The sequence below is a fragment of the Hyalangium versicolor genome (genome assembly GCF_020103695.1).
Classification (GTDB): domain Bacteria; phylum Myxococcota; class Myxococcia; order Myxococcales; family Myxococcaceae; genus Hyalangium; species Hyalangium versicolor.
The window spans coordinates 75378-94078 of sequence record NZ_JAHXBF010000007.1 but is presented as its reverse complement, the minus strand read 5'-3'; the positions used below and the strand labels follow the sequence as shown (position 1 = coordinate 94078).

The window sequence follows — 18701 nt, the reverse complement described above, 5'->3', positions numbered from 1 at the left end:
ACCCACGGGTCTGCTTGTCGTACCAGTTCGCTCCGAAGGGCTGGGCGACAGGGCTTCCGCCGTGCGCTAGAACTTCGTGGAGCGAGGTCTCCCATGAGGACGTTTCCGTCTCGGCTCTTCTGCTTCGTCACCTTGCTCTCTGCCCTGTCCTGGCAGGGGTGCTCGAAGGATGCGTCGGCTCCCTCCTCGTCCCCGTCCCCATCGTGCCCGGACCCTGGCTGTCAGGGAGAGGACCCGGGAGATTGGAGGGATACCGGAGATCTGGCGGCATGCAACTACGAAGGAAACCCGTGTGACACGCTGCATCCGGTCACGCTCACCGCCTGCAAACGCGACTCGCTGTCTCGGTTCCGCGGGGACGGAGTCTATCTCGTCCAGGACCGCTTGAACGGCAACTTCACGTACAAGGTGCTGCGGGTGCTCCCCACGGAGCGTGTGGTCCCTCCCAGCTCGTATCAATACAACATCAATTATCACTTCCAGGATCTCTCCAACGGGAACTTCCATTTCGCTGACAACGAGTGGATCCCGACTCACAGCTACAGCAACAGCTCGCAGACCATTCTGGAGGGTTGCGAAGCCCCGTCACCCGACGAGCTTCGAGGCTGCAGGTTCAACTGCGGCAACGGCGTGTTGTACAGCATGGCCACCTTCCGGGCCGTGAGGCTCTCCCAGTGCGCCAGCGCGTCCAACCTCTCCCTGGAGGCCGAATATCCCCGGACCCCACCGGACCCGCCGAACGAGCCCCTCCAAATCTACGCGAAGGCGCACCTCTTCGAATCGAGGCGGCCCTACTCCCCGCTCTTCGACACCAGCCAAAGCCTTCTCGTCCACGACGTGACGGATCGCTCCAAGCCCCACCTTCAGGCGGCGCTCACGCTGCTCCAGGGCAAGTTCGCGTATACGAGCCTGGGCGTCCTGGGAGATGCGCTCTATGTGACCCTCTTCGACGGGCAGGGCCAACTGCTCATCTTCGACATCCACGATCCCTCCCAGCCCACGCTTCGGAAGAGCCTGCCAGTACCGGGGGCCTACAGCCGTCAGTTCGTGGTGGGTAATACCCTCGCCCTGAGTCCCTACAACCTTGGCTATGGCCCACCTCCGGTGGGGCGCCTCTACGATGTCTCCGATCCGTTCGATCCCCAGCTACAGGCCGAATTTCCCCTGCCTGGGGGCACCTTCTTCTTCCCCTTCGAGGGGCGGCTCTACCTGCCGCAGAAGGGGGCGGGCCTGCAGATCGCCGAGGTGCGCGACGGCGCCCTGCAGGAACTCGGGCGCTACTCCTATCCACTCGCCACCAGTGCCGTGGTGGCGGTGGGCCGCTTCGGGGATCGGGTCATCGCCTTCGAGGGCGGCCGAGGCTGGTCAGCCCACCTGCGGATCCTCGATGTGACGGATCCCACCCATGTGTACCGCGTGGCGGAGTACCGCGTGGGCGAGGGCGTCTCCATCGCCGAGGTGACGCTGCTGGGGACACGGCTCTACGTCGCCTACCATCAGCGAGGTGTCCGGGTGCTCGACGTGTCCGATCCGGCGGCCCCGCGAGAGATAGGGCACTACGACACCTATCCGGCCAGTCCCCTGCGTTGCGAGGGCTCGTCCTGGGAGGGGAGCGACATGGGAGGCAACTCCTTCTATGAGGGAGCCACGCGGGTGCTGGCTCCGGGAGATGGCTACCTCTATGTCGAAGACTCGCTGCGCAGGCTGCTCATCCTCCGCGAGCTGTAGCCCGCCTCAGAACTTCAGGAGCAGGAGCGCGGGCACCTTGTCCTTCCCCCAGGACTGAAGGACTGCGCCGGTCAGCAGCAGGTGGCCGTCGGGAGTGAAGAGCAGCGCCTTCCCGACCGAGCCTTCGGCGAGGTTGAACTGACGGATGCGCTGAAGTTCCCCTTGGGGGGTGACCTCGAGCAGGAAGGCCTGGCCGAGCTCCAGCAGCCCCTCCGCGGCATCCGGAGCCCACCTGCCCCTGGTGGAGCCCGTCACGAAGAGCCTTCCCTCCGGGCTGAGGACGATGGCGTTGGCCTCGTCATCGCTCGCCGTTCCAGCCTGAAGGGTCCACTGGCGTACCCCGGCTGCATCGAGGTACGAGACGAAGACGTCCTTGTCTCCCAAGGGAGGCTTGGAGGTGTCGAAGCTGCCGGCCGTGTACCCCGTGATGTAGACACCGCCGTTCCCTGAGAGGGCGAGCCCTGTGCCCACGTCCTCTCGGCCGGTGCCGAATTGGGTCAGCCACAGGCGCGTGCCCTCGGCGTCATACTTCGCCACGAACACGTCCTTCAGTCCCGAGGAGGTGTTTCCTTCCAGTGTTCCTTTCATCGCGCCCACCACGTAGGCATTGCCTGCGGTGTCGATGCGGACGGCACTGACCACCCACTCCTGGGCTGGACCGATGCGGCGATCCCACACGCGCGTGCCGCTGTCCGCGTAGCGGGAGAGGAAGCCTTCTTGTTCGCCGAACCTCTTCTCGGCCCAGCCGGTGACATAGAGGTGTCCGCTCCCATCCCTTGCGACGGAGCGTGAATGGACGGTCCAGTCGGGATACGAGAGCAGGAGGTTCCACACGAGCGTTCCCGCCGCGTCGTACTTCCGGAAGTACGTATCCATCGCGGCGTAGCTGTTCATCGTCTCATCGAGGGCGAAGTCGTAGAGTTCCGGCCCCATGTCGTGCGTCCACTCCAGCGTGCCCTGGTCGTCGAAGCGGCTGAGGAAGACGAAGGGGACCTGCCTGGCCCCCGAGCCGGCGATGTAGAGGTGCCCATCTGTGCCCAGGCTCATCGCCAGGGCCAGTCCGCTGCCCACGGCCTCCTGGTGTTGCCACAGCGCACAGATCTGGCCATCACCGGTGAAGCCGGGGTTGCAGGTGCAGGCGCTGGCTCCCGGCAGGTTGGTGCAGGTGGCGTTCTCGCCGCAGACCCGCTGCCCGGTCTCACATTCGTTGATGTCCTGTTCGCAGGAATCCCCCGTCCAGCCTGACGCGCAGTGATCACAGTCGTAGCCGGCCCAGTGGGGATTGCACTGGCAGACAGTGCGTCCCTCGAGATCCTGGCACACCGGGCCGGGCCCCTGCGGGGGCTTCGGATCCTCCGAGGGACAGCCCGTCAGTGAGCAGAGCAGCAGGAGCGGGAGGATGAGGGAATGGGGACGCATGCGGACTCCCAGGGACAGGTGAGCAGGGGGCTGGATTGTAGGACTGGGGTCCCTGCTCTCAGGGTGGGGGAATTGCCGGGGTGCCTTCGACAGGCCCGACCTCCACGACATGGCTGCTGGGGAACCGCAGGTTTTTCAGCGTGATACGCACCCCAGGCTGTCCATTCGTGCTCGGGATGGCGGTGCACACGATGGTTCCGCTGGTGGCGTCTTGGAGAATAGCGGAGGGGGGAAGCACCGGAACGGCTGCCCCCCACGGGAGGAACTGGCGGACGTTCTTCACCTGGTAGAGGAGGACACGGGTCTCGCCTCCCACAGAGGTTCGGTATTCCGGCTGGCACCCCTTGGCCTCTGGCAGGACGAGTTTGAGCGCCGCATCTTCGTCCACCAGGAACGTCTCCACTCCGCCGTTGTGCCAGCCGTGGACGACGACCTCTCTGACTTGCAGGCGCAGCTCGGGTGTTCCAGCCGGAGGAGGCCGCTGCTCGCTCGGCTTCGAGGGTGTTCCAGCGGCTCTTTCGGAGGTGGGCTCCTCACGAGCCGTTGGCTTTGCCAAAGGCTTGTCGCAGGCAATCGCTATCAGGAATCCTCCTGCGAATAACAGCCGGGTCCATCGCATCGAGTCTCTCAAGAGCGCTCCGGGGTCGGTGCAGGCATGGAACTCCCTCCACCGTACCCGGATTCGAAGGCGCTTGCGTCAATGGCCGGTCACACGCTTTCCGGTGGGCTGGCCTTCAAGGCTTGCGTGAGAGACGCCGTATACTGCTCGCCCTCATGGACATGACTGAGCGCAGGGTGAAGTCCAACGGAATCGAGCTGTGGACCGAGAGCTTTGGTGATCCCGGAGCCCCGCCGATCCTGCTGGTGATGGGGGCCTCCGCCCAGGCCCATGGCTGGCCGGAGGCATTCATCGATCTGCTCGTGGCTGGAGGGCGTTACGTCATCCGCTACGACCATCGGGACACCGGTCAGTCCACCTGCTTCGACTTCCAGAAGAATCCCTACACGCTGGACGACCTCGCCGCGGACGCGCTGGGCGTGCTGGATGCATACGGTATCGCCCGAGCCCACCTGGTGGGAGCTTCGCTGGGCGGGATGATCTGCCAGCTCCTGAGCATCCTCCACCCCGAGCGTGTGCTGACCCTCACCTCGATGGTGTCCACGCCGCTGCGCACGGACTCCAATGAGACGTTTCTGCAGGCCTTGCTGGGGCAGCCCTACACCGGGACGCTGCCTCCGCCGGCCCCTCGTGCTGTCGAGATGTATCGAGCCGTGGCCGCCAGCCCGCCCAGCAACCGCCAGGAGGCCATCGAGGTACAGATGACGATCCTCCGGGCCCTGGCGGGTCGCGCGGCTCCGTTCGACGAGCAGGAGATCCGAAGCAGGGTGGAGCGGATGTTCGACCGTGCGCGTGACTATTCCGCGTCGATGAACCACGGACTTGTGCCATCGCCTACGCGCGAGCAGGCCGAGGCGCTCAAGCGCCTGCGCGTGCCCTCGCTCGTCATTCACGGGGAGGATGATCCCATCTTCCCGCCGGGGCATGGGGTGGCTCAGGCCGAGATCATCCCTGGAGCGAAGCTGCTCATGATCGAAGGGATGGGGCATGAGATTCCCCGTCAGCAGTACGGGACGCTCGTGCAAGCGATTCTTTCGCACACCGGCTCGATCGCTACCCGCTGAGGCGGGGCGTTACATCGGCGCTTGGATGTCCGGCTCCGCGACGTAGCGCTGCGTCTCGGCAATCACCGCGAAGGTGCCCGTCCGGGGCCGCTCCAACCGCTCGAAATCGTCTGTCTCGAGTTCGAGCACTTCATCATGAGAGCCCGCCCGTACGATCATGCGCTCCTCCTCCCGGAGGGAGTCGTCCATGAGGACCGGAATGCCGAAGAGGCTGCCGAAGGGCGGCTCGGCGCCCACCTCGCACTCTGGGAAGAGGCCGGCGAACTCCTCCTCGTCGAGGAGCCGGACGTGGCGCTTGTCGAGGATCTCCCCCAGTCGGTCCGTGTCCACCATTCCCATGGCGGGGAGGACGGCCATCCAGCGCTCGCCCTCCACCTCGAACAACACGGTCTTCGCCACCTGATAGCCGCTGACATGGACGGCCTGGGCCACCTTCTGCGCGGAGATGGCACGAGGATGGGGATGGCGCACGAAGGGAATCTGCTTCGACTTCAGATGGTCGATGACGCGTCGAGGAATCATGGTCCGCTCCCTGTTCTAGAAAGAACTTGGGGCTCTCCGGGACCATCCGCACCCGCTCTATCGAGCGGCTGTCCGCGACCTGTTCGCACAGGCCCTCGCCTGCCGGCTGCCCCAAACCGCGGCCCTTTCGGGTCCCCACCGTTCCTCGAGAGCAGGGCGGGGGGGCTCGCGCCCTGCGTGGGTTCACCGAGGCTCAGTACGTGGACGGGCACGCCGTGGAGAGCGCGGTGCCTCGCTGCCAGCACTTGTTGGCGCCGGAGGAGCAGGCGTACCAGGCGCACGCGCTGTTGTGCGCGTTGCACGTGGTGACGTCCGTGTAGCTGCGGCAAGGGTCGCACGCGACGGTGTTGGAGGTGCCCTTGGGCCAGCAGGTGTTGGTGCACGTGTACCAGCCGCAGGAGCTCCCGTACTGCTCGCACGAGGCCTGCGAGTTCTGCAGCGCGCACGGCCCGCAGGCCACGCCCAGCGGCGTGCCCGGAGACCAGCACGAGTTGGAGCAGGCGTACCAGGCGCACCCGGCCGCGTCGCAGCCGCTCAAGGTGGTGTTCTGGCCGCACCACGAGTCGGCGGGGCAGGCGACCTTGATATCCGTGCCCGTGGGCCAGCACGAACTGGAGCAGGCGTACCAGGCGCACCCGGCCGCGTCGCAGGCCGTCAGCGTGGTGTTGGCGCCACAGGTGCTCGGCTGCGTGGAGGCGACGGTGTCATCCAGGTGCACCAGGTAGCGCCACCAGTTGGGCGCGTTCTTCTGCCCGTAGGGCATGTGGTAGTACCACCAGCGCAGGAAGCCCTCTTGCGAGCAGCCCCACTCGTTGCAGTTCATGCTGCGGCGGGGCAGCGAGTCCGGGCTCACCAGCGGGTTGCGCAGCCACGCGTCGGCGCTCGAGGGCACATACGTGGTGTTGGCGTAGTCGTAGTCCGTGCCCATGGCCGCGTTGGGCGGGTGGTGCACCCAGCCCACGCCCGCGAGGTTCGGCTTCTCGCGGTGCAGATCATTGAACTTGTCCCAGAGGTTGCCGGCGGACTGGGCCCGGTACGCGCGGTTGAGGATGGACTCGGCGCGGTGCCCGTAGGAGTGCAGCGCCTCGGCCACTCCGCGCTCGTAGTTGTAGCCCATGACGACGAAGTTGCGGAAGCTCGTCACCCGCGTCTCCTCCGGAGCGTTGCACCAGTAGGAGTTGGTGCCGAGCATGCGGGACTCGTACATCTGCGTCCACGGCGGCGCCATCACCCAGACTTCGTCCAGCTCGTTGCCCTCCATGCGCGCCTTGAGGTTGAACTCGTTGGCGAACGCCACGTAGTCGAAGCGGGGACAGGTGCTCTCGTTGCCCGGCGTGGTGCACTTGCGCCGCACGTCGCGCGTGTAGGCATCCGGCGCGTTGATGATGTCCAGCATCTCAGTGGGCGTGTAGCGCCAGCCGCCCTCGAACCAGGGCAGCCGATCGGTGATGAGCCGCACATCGACGAGCTGATAGTCCACCGTGGAGTGCGAGCCATACTGCAGGCCCGCGCGCAGCGCGTTGGTCAGCGCCTTGGGCTCGTTCCAGCCCTTCACGGTGTGCAGCGGCGTGCCCGAGTAGAGCGGATCATAGATGACCAGCAGCACCCGGGGCCGGAACAGGTACGTGCCCGCGTACGAGTAGCTCAGCTCGCCCTGCTGTTGGCCAGGGAGCGCCTCGTCCTCTTCCGGGATCGAGGGCGCGCAGCCCATCACGCACAGCAGCCCGAGCAGCAGCGCTTGCAGCGACATCGACAGTCTCGTCATGAGAACAAGCCTTTCGTGAAATCCAGGGTGAAGCCGGGCGGGCTGATAGTCCTGGAGCCGCAAGGCCGTCAACTGCTTGCGGATTTCGTGGCTTTCAGAGGGCGTTGCTGGAGTTCCTCAATCCGTTGTAGCGCCAGCAAACAGCCACGCACTCTCCGTTCCCCAGAAGTGGCGGGTTGTTCTGCCTGGAATCAGCGGCAATCTTTCCTGGCACGAGGCTTGAAGACTCATCCGCGCAACCCGACGGGATCTACCCGCGGGAGGGGGATTGGAATGAGAGCGCTCTTTGTACTGACGTGGCTGTTGGCGGGAAGTGTCCTGGCGCAGGAGGCATCGCCTCAAGTGGAGGCTGAGCCCAGCAGAGAACTGGGCCTGCAGTTGGGCTATGCGCGGAGTCGGGACGACGAGGGTGGTGAATATGGTGGGCCCGGAGTCCGACTGCACCTGCTCAAGCGGTTCGGCTCGTATTTCGCGATAGGGCCCGAGGCAGCGCTCTACGTCCATGCGGGCTCCGTGCTGAACGTCGGCTGGAACGGCTCGACACACAGCTACAGCACCACGTACAGGCCCCTGCTCCAGATTGGAGGCATCGCGCGCGCTGGGGTGGTGTTGGGCCCTGTGCGGCCCTCGCTCCTCCTGGGGGTGGCCTGGTACCACGGCGCGCGTCCGCTCCTGGGGGTGTCCCTGGGGGCCGAGATGGAGGTGCGCGTCACGGACTGGCTGCCCCTGGTCGTCGACGCGCGCATGCACGTGAGCACCCCATACCTGCGCTCCAGCTCCAGGGATTACTCCTACAGATCTTTGGGGGTGGGCTGGCGCCGGGTGTGGTGAGGCCCCGACCGGGACTGGGAGGCGGCTGAAAACCGTGGCCGCCTGACACTGCTGTCACAATGAGGTGGAGGCGAACTCCGGAAAGCGCCGAAGTCGAGGAGAGGAGAGAGCCAGGGGCCACTGCTGGGATGACCAAGCATCCGCTCCTGCGGTTGGAAACGAACCGCATCCTGATGGAAACATGCACGAAAACTCCAGGTGACGGATTGGGCTGTCAGGCTGTTTTCTGGACCCTGGAAACTCTGCCCTTACCTTGCGCGCCAACCTTGGCCGAGGTGCCGAGGGCAATCCATTGCTTCCAGGTTGATGATGATGAATCGAAGGACCCGTTCAATCTCTTGCGGACTCATGTTGTGCCTTGCGTTGGTGGCCATGAGCTGCGGACCCACCCAAACACCTGCCACGGAGGAGCCAGCTGTAGGAGGCGCGCACTTCGTGGCTCATACGAGCCAGGCTCTGACGGCGCAGCTCTCCCGGGTGACGGTCACCCTCACCGCGGCGGACGCTCCTACCGCCACGGTGGCATTGACGGTCTCGGAGGGAGCCTGGAGCGGCACCCTGCACAACATTCCCGCCGGTGTGAATCGCACCTTCACGGGAGAGGCTTTCGACGCCCAGGGCCAGCTGCTCTTCCGAGGAATCGCCTCTGGCGTCACCATTACAGCAGGGGAGACGGCCTTGGTGGCGCTCACCCTGCAATCCCTGAATCCCGTCCCGTCTATCGATAACACCGCGCCATGCATTGACTCGGTGGTGGCCTCGTCCAGCACCGTCAGGCCTGGCGGCACGATCGCCTTGCAAGTCACTGCGCATGATGCGGACGCAGGGGATTCGCTCAGCTACGCCTGGACCGCGGCTGCTGGCAGCCTCAGCGCCTCCTCCACGACGACGACAGTCTGGACAGCCCCCGCCACAGAGGGCCCGGTGATGGTGATCGTGACCGTGACGGACTCCCACGGCGCCTTCGCCACGGCCAACATCACCCTCACCGTGCTGCCCGCGAACGGTGCCAACCAAGGGGCCGCTTCGTTCACCGTCTCCTTCAATACCTCGCCCTCGGTGCAGAGCATCACCACCTCGCTCTCGCCCATCTCCGTGGGGCAGAGCGCCACGCTCACCGCGGTGGGCACGGACCTGGACGGAGACACGCTCTCCTACGCCTGGAGCGCGAGCTGCCAAGGCACCTGGACGAACGCGAACTCGCCCACGGCCAGCTTTACTCCGAGCGCGGTGCCCTCGGGAGACTCCTGTGGCAACTGCGCGCTCACCGTGACGGTGACAGATGGCCACGGGGGCCAGAACACAGGCACCCTGCGCGTCTGCGTCAACTCCGGAAGCGACAATGGCGTCAGCTTCCCGCCGCACATCATCCTGGCGCACCAGTCCGCGCAGAGCGTCACCGGGGGCAGCCTCGTCACCCTGCGCGTGCTCGCCGAGGATGGAGATGGCGGTGCACTGACCTTCTCCTGGAGCACCAGCTCGGGCACCCTGGGAACGCCAGCGACTGGTTTCACCTCGAGCGAGGTGGTGTGGACCGCACCTGCCTGCGCACCTGCGGATGCGGCGCCCTTCATCACCGCCACCGTCACCAACGCCCTGGGCTTCTCCGCTTCTCACCGCTTCACCGTCACTGTGCAGAGCGCGGCGGATTGCTCGGGAGGAGAGAACGGACCACCGCCTTCGAACTCCACCTGGGACATCACAGGCGCCATGGGCACGGCTCGCTACTCTCACAAGGCCTTGCTCCTGACCTCGGGCAAGGTGCTTGTGGCGGGGGGGGTCGACGGGGGCCGCTGGCTGGACACCGCGGAGCTCTACAATCCCGCGACGGGCACCTGGGCTCCCGCCGGGCGCATGCAGCAGATCCGCGAGAACAACTACACGCTGACGCTGCTGCCCTCGGGCAAGGTGCTCGCCATCGGAGGAACGCAGGGTTCACAGCAGCTCAGGAGCGCGGAGCTGTATGATCCCACCACGAACACCTGGAGCGCCGTGGCACCGCTCACCTTCACGCGCACCCGCCACACCGCGACGGTGCTGCCCTCGGGCAAGGTGCTGGTCATCGGCGGCAACTCGGATTCGACCGCGGGCCGCGTCCCCGAGCTGTACGATCCCGCCACCAATACGTGGTTGCCGCTCACCGCTTCAGCCGGCCATCACTTCGACCATCAGGCCCTGGTGTTGAGCACGGGGAAGGTGCTGGTGCTCGGGGGGAACTACCCTACCGAGGTCTATGATCCGGGGACAAACGCCTGGACATCGAGCCCTGGAGGCCTCTCGCAGACGGGCTGGCAGGCCGCGTGGGTGCTGGCTCCGGACAAGCTGCTGCTGCTGGCGGGGCGCTCCTTCTCCTTCTACGATCCCATTCATGGCGTCGAGACGGACGGCGGTGAGCTGAGCTACACCCGCACCTCGCACACGGTCACCCGGCTGGCCTCGGGCAAGCTCCTGGTGACAGGAGGAATCCAGAGCGCGAGCCCGATCGCGGAGCTGTATGATCCCACGACCGGTGCGACGAGCGTCACGCTGAGCATGCCTGCCGCGCGCGCCTACCACACCGCGACGCTGCTGCCCTCGGGCAAGGTGTTGGTGGTGGGAGGAAACACGAACCCAGTTCTCAATAGCGCGTTGCTGTTTACCCCCTGATGGTCGCTGCGGTGGCTGCCGAGGAGCGGTGTGGGAAGCTCCCGGCAGCTGCTGCCCCAGGGCAACAGCCCTTCCTGTTTTTCAATTCTATATTGTATTCCTGGTTTTTATTGACGTAGCACCCGGGTTTGCTTTTCGATGGGCGCCTCTCCAGGAGGACTCCCGTGCTGATCCCCCCGCGCCTTCAAGCCACCCCGTGGAAGACCGCAGTGCTGCTTCGCGTGATGGTGTGCAGCCTCTTCATGCTCATCGCGCCGCGCGCCCACGCTTCGGGGACGTTCGTCAATCCGCTGAACAACAGCGCGGACCCGTGGATGCAGTACTACAACGGCTACTACTACCTGGCGACCACTCAGGGGGGCTCGATCAAGATCTGGAAGGCAGCGTCGATCTCGGGCCTGCTGACTGCATCGCCGACGACCGTGTGGACTGGGTGCTGCAACGTCTGGGCTGCCGAGTTCCACCTGCTCAACGGCCCGAACGGCCTCCGCTGGTACCTCTACTACACCAAGGACGACGGGACCGACGTCAACCACCGCATGTATGTCCTGGAGAGCAGCGGGACGGATCCGCTCGGTCCCTACACGGACAAGGGCCGGATCGCGACCGATCCCAACAACCAGTACTACGCCATTGACGGCAGCGTCCTGCGCAAGAGCGACGGCTCGCTGTACTTCCTCTGGGCCGGGCACCCGGGGCACCTGATCTACATCGCGCCCATGAGCAACCCGTGGACCATCAGCGGCGCTCGGGTCAACATCCCCGCGTCAGGCTTTGGATGCACCGAGGTGCGTGAAGGCCCGGTGGTCCTCCAGCGCAACGGCCGGATCTTCCTGACCTACTCCGCCTGCGATACGGGCAAGCCGGACTACAGGCTCGGCATGCTCACCGCCAACGAGAGCAGCAACGTGATGGACCCCGCCTCCTGGACACAGACGGCCAACCCGGTGTTCCAGCGCAACGATGCCAACGGAGCCTTCGGGCCCGGGCACCATGGATTCTTCAAGTCGCCTGATGGGGCCGAGGACTGGATCATCTATCACGCGAAGACCACCGCCGAGTTCACGTACAACGGCCGCACGACGCGCGCGCAGCGCATCACCTGGAATGCCGACGGGACGCCGAACTTCGGCAGCCCGGTGTCCCTCGGTGCCACGCTGACCAAGCCCTCGGGTGACAACGGGCCCAGCCCCATCACGCTGAACGACAACTCCACTGGCACGGGCCTCCAGCAGTTCGAGTACACCGGGACTTGGAGCTACGGGCCTTCCTGCGGGGTCGGCTGCTATCAGGGAGATGATCACTACTCCAACACCACCAACGCTTCCGTGCAGGTGCGCTTCAACGGCACGCAGATTGTCATCTATGGCGCGAAGGATCCTGCCCACGGTATCGGGGCGGTCTCGATCGATGGGGGGGCGGAGACGCTCGTGGACTTCTACCAGTCACCGCGCCAGGGCCATCAGGTCATGTACATCAGCCCGGTGCTCAGCCCCGGTGCGCACACGCTCAAGCTTCGCGTCACCGGGACCAAGAATGGCTCCTCCGGTGGCTACTACCTCACGATCGATCGGGCCGACATCAGCGCCAGCGCGACCGACGCCACGCGGTACGAGGCCGAGCACGCGCAGTTGACGAATGCCCGCGCCTCCACCATCGCGAGCGCGTCGAATGGCCAGAAGGCTGGGTACATCGACTACGCGGACAGCGCGGTGCGCTTCACCGTCAACGTCCCCAAGGCCGGCACGCACGCGGTCACCGTGCGCTACGCCAATGGCTGGGGTACCAGCAGCCACAATGTCTCGGTCAACGGGGGAGCGCCCTTCAGCGTGAACTATGCCAACAACGGGGTGGATGTCTGGACCTCGCTGACGCTCCAGGTCCCCCTGAACGCGGGGAACAACACGATCACCTTTACGAAGGGCAGCAACTTCACCGAGCTGGACTACCTCGAACTGCCCCGCTACGAGGCCGAGAACGCGACGATCTTCCACTCCGCGATCGCCTCCCAGGCCAGCGCGTCGAATGGCCAGAAGGTGGGCTACATCGACTACGCGGACAGCTACGTGGAGTTCCGGGTCAATGTCCCCAGCTCGGGCACCTATACCCTGCGCACGGTCTACAGCAATGGTTGGGGTGCCAGCAGCCACAACATCTCGGTCAATGGCGGCGCATCCTTCAGCCAGGGCTATGCCAACAATGGCGTCGATGTCTGGACGGCGGCCACCACGACCGTGAACCTCAACGCGGGCACCAACACGATCCGTTTCACGAAGGGGGCCCAGTTCACGGAGCTCGACTACATCGAGGTCTACAGGTAGCAGCCATCGCTCCTCCAGCGGTCCTCCAGCGTGAGGTCCGTGAAGTTCAGCTTGGCCCACGCCGCCCGAGAACCGGGGGCTGATGTCCGCGTCCCAGGCTCTCGATGAGGTCGGCCTGACAGGCCCTACCGGCGATGGTCGGGAGCCGCCGCACGCCTGTCTGGTGCATGGTGAAGCGGCTCCGTCGGCTGCTCGGAGATCGAGACGGCGTCTTCGAGTCCGAGTGCCGACAGTACCGGCGCTCGATTGGAGCCCGGCCAGTCCAGAGTCATTGAGCCTCCGCCCCGTCCACACCCGGGTCCTTCTCAACCCGGGCTCTTCGGCCCGGGGCGCTCTCTCGGCGGGACTCCGGGAAGACGACACGAGGCCACCTTGCCCCCTGAACCTTGCCCCTCATGCGCGTGTAGCATTTCAGGTGTTTCACTGCGGCAAGGCGACTCGCCCCTGCCAGCACGGCCACTCCGCCTCGGAAACACGCTCATCCATGTTGAACATCCCTGGTTACAAGGTTCTCGGCACGCTTCGAGGAACGGGTTCGAACGTGCTCTTCCGGGCCGTGCGCGAAGCCGATTCGCTGCCGGTCATCCTCAAGACCCCGATGGCGCCATTCCCGGGTGCCAGCGAGAGCGAGCGCTACCGGAGGGAGTTCGCCATCCTGCAGCGGCTCCGGGACGTGCGGGGCGTGGCCAGGCCCTATGCCTATGAGCGGATCCACGAGCGGCCGGTGCTGCTGTTGGAGAAGGTGCAGGGCGAGCCCCTCTCCGAGTCCGTGGGCCGGCCGCTGGAACTCTCCCGCGCCATCGACCTGGCCATCTCCCTGGCCTCGACGCTGGCGGAGGTTCACAGCCGCAACGTGATCCACAAGGACATCAAGCCCTCCAACATCATCCTCGAGCCCTCGGGAGAGGCGCGCCTGATCGACTTCGGGGCCGCCACGCTCCAGAAGATCGAGCACCTGGACGCCGCGCCCTCGCACCTCATCGAAGGGACCCTGGCGTACATGTCTCCCGAGCAGACCGGGAGGATGAACCGCGCCATCGATTACCGGACCGACTTCTACTCGCTGGGCGTGACGCTCTACGAGTTGTTGACGGGACAGCGACCGTTCCATGGGAGGGATGCGCTGGAATGGTTCCACGCGCACATGGCGCACACCCCGAGGCCTCCGCATGAGCTGAACGCCCAGGTGCCTCCGGCCCTGTCGGCCATCGTGATGAAGCTGCTCGCTAAGGTCGCCGAGGAGCGCTACCAAAGCGCTGAGGGGCTCAAAGCGGACCTCGACCAGTGCCGGCAGGAGCCGGGCCCGCGCGCGCTGGAGGGGTTCACCCCCGGCGCCCACGATGCGCCCTCCGGCTTCCAACTGCCCCAGCGGCTCTACGGGCGCGAAGCCCAGGTCGCTACCCTGCGCGAGGGCTTCGAGCGCGTTGTTCGCGGAGGTAAGCCGGAGCTGTTCCTGGTCAGCGGCTACTCGGGCATCGGCAAGTCCTCGGTGGTGAACGAGCTGCACAAGCCCGTGGTGCAGCGGCGCAGCTTCTTCCTCCACGGCAAGTTCGACCAGTTCCAGCGGGACATTCCCTACGCCACCCTGGCGGAGGCCATTCGCGGGCTGACGCAGCATCTGCTGGCGGGCACCGACGAGGAGCTGGCGAGGTGGCGCGAGCGGCTGAACCAGTCCTGGGCGGCGGAGGGGCAGGTGCTCGTGGGCCTCGTGCCTCAGCTGGAGGTGGTGGCGGGCAAGCAGCCACCGGTCCAGGAGCTGCAACCCGCCGAGGCGCAGCACCGCTTCCATCGCGTGGTGCGCCGCTTCCTCCAGGTGTTCGCCACTCCTGAGCACCCGCTCGTGGTGTTCCTGGATGATCTGCAGTGGGCGGATCTCGCCAGCCTCCAGCTCATCGGGCAGCTGCTGTCCCAGCCGGAGACGCCTCCCGTGTTGTGGATCGGAGCCTACCGTGACAACGAGGTGAGCCCCTCCCATCCGCTGGTGCCGGTGTTGGAGGAGGCGCGCAAGGCCGGCGCGCGGATGACGGAGATCCGCCTGGAACCCCTGAGCCTGGAGCACGTCGCGCGTCTTGTGAGCGATGCACTCCCGGGCGCGGGCGAGGGTCTGGTGGCCCCGCTCGCGGCGCTGGTGCACGAGCGGACGGGCGGCAACCCCTTCTTCCTCCTCCAGTGGATGGTGACGCTGAACCAGGACGGACTGCTGGTGCGCACCCCCGGAACAGGGTGGCGGTGGGACTCCGAAGCGATCCGGGCCCGGGGGTACTCGGACAACGTCGTCGACTTCATGGTGGGCAAGCTGCGTCAGCTTCCCCCCACGACCCAGCACCTGCTCCGGCAGGCGGCGTGCGTGGGCAATGTCTTCTCGCTCCCGATGCTGGGCACTCTCACCAGCCTGGAGGAGCTGGGAGAGGTGGAGCAGGGGCTCGAGCCCTCGCTCAATGGGGGCATGCTGGCGCGCGTGGGGCCGGAGCAGTACCGCTTCCTCCACGATCGCATCCAGCAGGCGGCCCACTCCCTCCTCTCAGAGGAAGAGCGCAAGGCCACCCACTTGCGCATCGGCCGGCTGCTGCTCGAGCGCCTGTCTCAGGAGGAGGTGCGCGAGAAGATCTTCGAAGTGGTGAGCCAGCTCAACGCCGCCGTGGACCTGATCCACGAGCCCGCCGAGCGCCACCACCTCGCGCGGCTGAACGCCGAGGCGGGCCGGAAGGCCAAGGCTGCGGTGGCGCTGCGCCCCGCCATCACGTACGTCTCGACGGCCTTCTCGCTCATCCCGGGAGACCCCTGGGAGACGGACCACGCGCTGGCCTTCGAGGCGCGGCTCACGCGGGCGAGCTGTGAGTTCATGAGTGGCAACATCGCCGAGGTTCGTCGTCAGGTGGAGGAGTTCGGCTCCCGGGTACGGTCTCGCGCGGACATCGTGGCCGTCTCCATTCTGAAGAGCGACGTGTACTTCGCCTCGGGTGCGATGCCGGAGGCGGTGACGTGCCTGATGGAGCTGCTGGAGCTGCTGGGCATGCCGCTCTCGCGGAGCCCCACCTGGGAGGATGCGGTGGCCGCCCATCGGGAGACCTGGGCCCTGCTGGGGGAGCGTTCCATCGAGAGCCTCGTCGAGCTGCCACTCATGACGGACCCGGACATGAAGCTGGTCATGGGCACCCTCTTCAAGCTCTTCGGCGCCGCATTCGCTACCGACCCCCACCTGCTCATCATCGTCCTGAGCCAGATGGTCTCCCTCACCTTCCGCCACGGCTTCGTGGAGATCGGCGCGCTGGGGTGTTGCTGGTTCGGCGTCATCACCGGCTCGTTCTTCCACCAGTACCGGGAAGGCCTGGCCTTCGGAAGGCTCGCCGACGCCTTCGTCGAGCGGTACGATCTGTCCGCCCTCCGAGGCAATGTCCTCTTCGGCATGCATTACACCTGCTACTGGACCCAGCCCCTCGCCAGGGCGCAGGAGCTGCTCCTCGGTGGCTTCCAGCACATGCTCCAGGTGGGTGACACCATTCCCGCCGCCTACTGCTGCCCTACGATTGTCTCGAACCGCCTCGCCATGGGGCATCACCTGGATGAGATCCAGCAAGAGTCGGTCGTCCGCGGCGAGTTCCTGAGCAAGACCGGGTTCGTGGAGATCCAGGACTGGCTCCTCATCCATCAGCGCTACGTGCAGCAGCTGCGGGGGCACTCGCTCTCGTTCGGCACCCTGAGCGGAGACGGCTTCGATGAGCAGGCCTTCGAGGCTCGGCTGACACCCCAGCGCCTGACCGGCACGCGGGTCAACTACTGGATCGCCAAGCTCCAGTCGCGCTTCATGTGCGGCGCCTACCCGGAGGCGCGAGAGGCAGCGGAAAAGGCGAACGCGCTCGAGTGGTCCCTGAAGGGCGGCCTCTCCCTTCGCGAGTTCCACTTCTACCGGGCCCTGGCCCTGGCCACGGACTTCGAGGAGGCGACCGCGCAAGAGCAGCGGCAGCGGCTCGAGGCCATCCAGCGTCACCAGCAACAGCTCGCGCAGTGGGCGGAGCACTGCCCCGAGAACTTCCGCGCGCTCGAGCGGATGGTGTTCGCGGAGCTGGCCCGCCTCTCGGGGAAGCTGGAGGAGGCGACGCGCGCCTACGAGGAGGCCATCCGCTGGGCGCGCGAGAGCGGTGCCACCCACTTCGTGGGGCTGGCCAGCGAGCTGGCGGCGAACTTCTGGCGCACGCGGCAGGCGCCCATTGTCGCCCACGCCTTCGCGCGCGAGGCCCGGGCCGCGTACCAGCAGTGGGGAGCCCTGGGCAAGGTCCAGCAACTGGAGACGCTGTGGCCGAACCTCGGTTCCTCCCATGCCTCCGAGGACGACGCCTCCAGTAGCAGCAGCACGAATTCGACCCGGATCGACGCGCTCACGGTGGTCAAGGCCCAGCAGGCCATCTCCGGCGAGATCGTCCTGGAGCGGCTGGTGACGACGCTGCTGCAGGCGGCCATCGAGAATGCCGGCGCTCAGCGCGGAGCCTTGCTGCTGCCCAACGGGGACACGTTCTCGGTGGCGGCCGTCTCCGTCGCGTCCTCAGGCGGCCCCACCGTCCTCTCGGGCGAGAGCGCTGCCCACGAACTCCCGTGGACGATCCTCTCCTACGTGCGGCGCACCCGCGAGCACGTGCTCATCGGTGATGCCTCCAAGCCCCATCCGTTCTCCGCGGACGAGTACCTGGCGCGCAGTGGGGCGAGGTCCGTGCTGTGCTTGCCGCTGTTGCGCCAGGAGCAGCTCTCCGGAGCGCTGTACCTGGAGAACACCCTGGCCACCAACGCCTTCAGCCCCACGCGCCTGAGCTTGCTGGGACACATCGCCTCGCAGGCGGCCATCTCCATCGAGAACGCGCGGCTGTACGAGGACGTGCAGCGAGCCAAGGCGGAGCTGCGCCGCGCCAATGACGAGCTGGAGCAGCGGGTAGAGGAACGCACGCGCGAGCTGAGGCAGGCACAGGCGCGGCTGGTGGACACGGCGCGCGAGGTGGGCATGGCCGAGGTGGCCTCCAACGTGCTGCACAACGTGGGCAATGTGCTCACCAGCGCCGTCATCAACCTGGAGATGATGCAGAAGGCGGTGGGCTCCTCTCGCGTGGGCCGGCTGAAACAGGCCACGAACCTGCTGCTGGAGCACCGGGTGGACCTGCCGGGCTTCCTCGCTCCTGGCGCCCGCGGCGGCAACCTGCCCGACTACCTGGCGGCGCTGTCCGATGAGCTGGTGTCCGAGCAGACGCGCCTGATGGATGATGTCGAGGCGCTGGGCCGGCACGTCGAGCACATCCGGGCCATCGTCCAGGTGCAGCAGACCTATGCCCGGACCGCGCTGCTGGAGGAGGAGTGCGACCTGGTCCAGCTCCTCGATGACGCCCTGCGCATCCAGCTGGTGGCGCTCCAGCGCCATGGGGTGACCGTGCATCGGGAAGTGGCACCGGTACCCAGGTTGAAGGTGGACAAGCACAAGGTCCTGCAGATCCTCATCAACCTCATCAGCAACGCGAAGTACGCGCTGGACTCGGCACTCGAGGGAGAGCGCTCCCTGCGCGTGCGGCTGGCCGCGGAGGGGGAGTTCGTGCGCATCCAGATGGTGGACAACGGGATGGGAATCTCGGAGGAGGCGCGCGCCAGCCTCTTCATGCACGGCTTCACCACACGCAAGGACGGCCATGGCTTCGGCCTGCACTCCAGCGCGCTCGCGGCGCAGATGCTGGGAGGACGCCTCACGCTGGAGAGCGAGGGTCCGGGCAAGGGCGCCGTGGCCACGCTGGAGCTTCCGCTCTCCTGATATG

The 18701-nt window shown here is 66.3% G+C and carries 10 protein-coding genes; 6 read left to right on the top strand and 4 right to left on the bottom strand.

The window, feature by feature from the left end; all coding sequences use genetic code 11:
• The first annotated feature begins 93 nt into the window (after nt 1-93).
• The gene (locus KY501_RS16260) at nt 94-1728 is read left to right on the top strand and encodes an LVIVD repeat-containing protein (RefSeq protein WP_224363993.1); all 1635 of its coding nucleotides are present in this window, start codon (nt 94-96) and stop codon (nt 1726-1728) included.
• A gap of 6 nt (nt 1729-1734) precedes the next feature.
• Here KY501_RS16260 and KY501_RS16255 read toward each other — a convergent pair whose 3' ends face one another.
• Together KY501_RS16255 and KY501_RS16250 are read right to left on the bottom strand one after the other, a co-directional pair.
• Nucleotides 1735-3147, bottom strand: a complete 1413-nt coding sequence (locus tag KY501_RS16255) for an SBBP repeat-containing protein (protein ID WP_224363991.1) — start codon at nt 3145-3147, stop codon at nt 1735-1737.
• A gap of 58 nt (nt 3148-3205) precedes the next feature.
• Nucleotides 3206-3703, bottom strand: a complete 498-nt coding sequence (locus KY501_RS16250) for a hypothetical protein (RefSeq protein WP_224363988.1) — start codon at nt 3701-3703, stop codon at nt 3206-3208.
• A 239-nt stretch (nt 3704-3942) separates the two neighbouring features.
• Here KY501_RS16250 and KY501_RS16245 point away from each other — a divergent pair, with 239 nt between their 5' ends.
• A complete protein-coding gene (locus KY501_RS16245) occupies nt 3943-4830 on the top strand; it encodes an alpha/beta fold hydrolase (RefSeq protein ID WP_224363986.1) in 888 nt (295 codons plus the stop codon).
• A 9-nt stretch (nt 4831-4839) separates the two neighbouring features.
• Here the strand turns inward: KY501_RS16245 and KY501_RS16240 are convergent, their stop codons facing one another.
• A complete protein-coding gene (locus KY501_RS16240; protein WP_224363984.1) occupies nt 4840-5352 on the bottom strand; it encodes an aminoacyl-tRNA deacylase in 513 nt (170 codons plus the stop codon).
• Between the two features lie 193 nt (nt 5353-5545).
• Nucleotides 5546-7117, bottom strand: coding sequence for a hypothetical protein (locus tag KY501_RS16235; protein WP_224363983.1), 1572 nt, complete (start codon nt 7115-7117; stop codon nt 5546-5548).
• Between the two features lie 273 nt (nt 7118-7390).
• On the opposite strand from KY501_RS16235, the gene KY501_RS16230 reads away from it, so the two are divergent.
• From KY501_RS16230 to KY501_RS16215, 4 genes are all read left to right on the top strand, one after another.
• Nucleotides 7391-7948 carry a putative outer membrane beta-barrel protein gene (locus tag KY501_RS16230; protein ID WP_224363981.1) on the top strand — a complete coding sequence of 186 codons (558 nt, stop codon included), beginning with the start codon at nt 7391-7393 and terminating at the stop codon, nt 7946-7948.
• Nucleotides 7949-8383: 435 nt separating this feature from the next.
• Entirely contained in the window at nt 8384-10594 is a 2211-nt protein-coding gene (locus KY501_RS16225) for an Ig-like domain-containing protein (protein WP_224363979.1), read from the top strand.
• 164 nt (nt 10595-10758) lie between these two features.
• The gene (locus KY501_RS16220) at nt 10759-12915 is read left to right on the top strand and encodes a family 43 glycosylhydrolase (protein ID WP_224363976.1); all 2157 of its coding nucleotides are present in this window, start codon (nt 10759-10761) and stop codon (nt 12913-12915) included.
• Nucleotides 12916-13399: 484 nt separating this feature from the next.
• Nucleotides 13400-18697: a trifunctional serine/threonine-protein kinase/ATP-binding protein/sensor histidine kinase gene (locus KY501_RS16215; protein ID WP_224363975.1), complete on the top strand. Its 5298-nt coding sequence runs from the start codon at nt 13400-13402 to the stop codon at nt 18695-18697.
• The last annotated feature ends 4 nt before the right edge of the window (nt 18698-18701 follow it).

Coding starts and splice junctions, on each gene's coding strand:
- KY501_RS16260 (WP_224363993.1), top strand. CDS start 94: ATGAGGACGTTTCCGTCTCGGCTCTTCTGCTTCGTCACCTTGCTCTCT.
- KY501_RS16240 (WP_224363984.1), bottom strand. CDS start 5,352: ATGATTCCTCGACGCGTCATCGACCATCTGAAGTCGAAGCAGATTCCC.
- KY501_RS16255 (WP_224363991.1), bottom strand. CDS start 3,147: ATGCGTCCCCATTCCCTCATCCTCCCGCTCCTGCTGCTCTGCTCACTG.
- KY501_RS16215 (WP_224363975.1), top strand. CDS start 13,400: ATGTTGAACATCCCTGGTTACAAGGTTCTCGGCACGCTTCGAGGAACG.
- KY501_RS16230 (WP_224363981.1), top strand. CDS start 7,391: ATGAGAGCGCTCTTTGTACTGACGTGGCTGTTGGCGGGAAGTGTCCTG.
- KY501_RS16235 (WP_224363983.1), bottom strand. CDS start 7,117: ATGACGAGACTGTCGATGTCGCTGCAAGCGCTGCTGCTCGGGCTGCTG.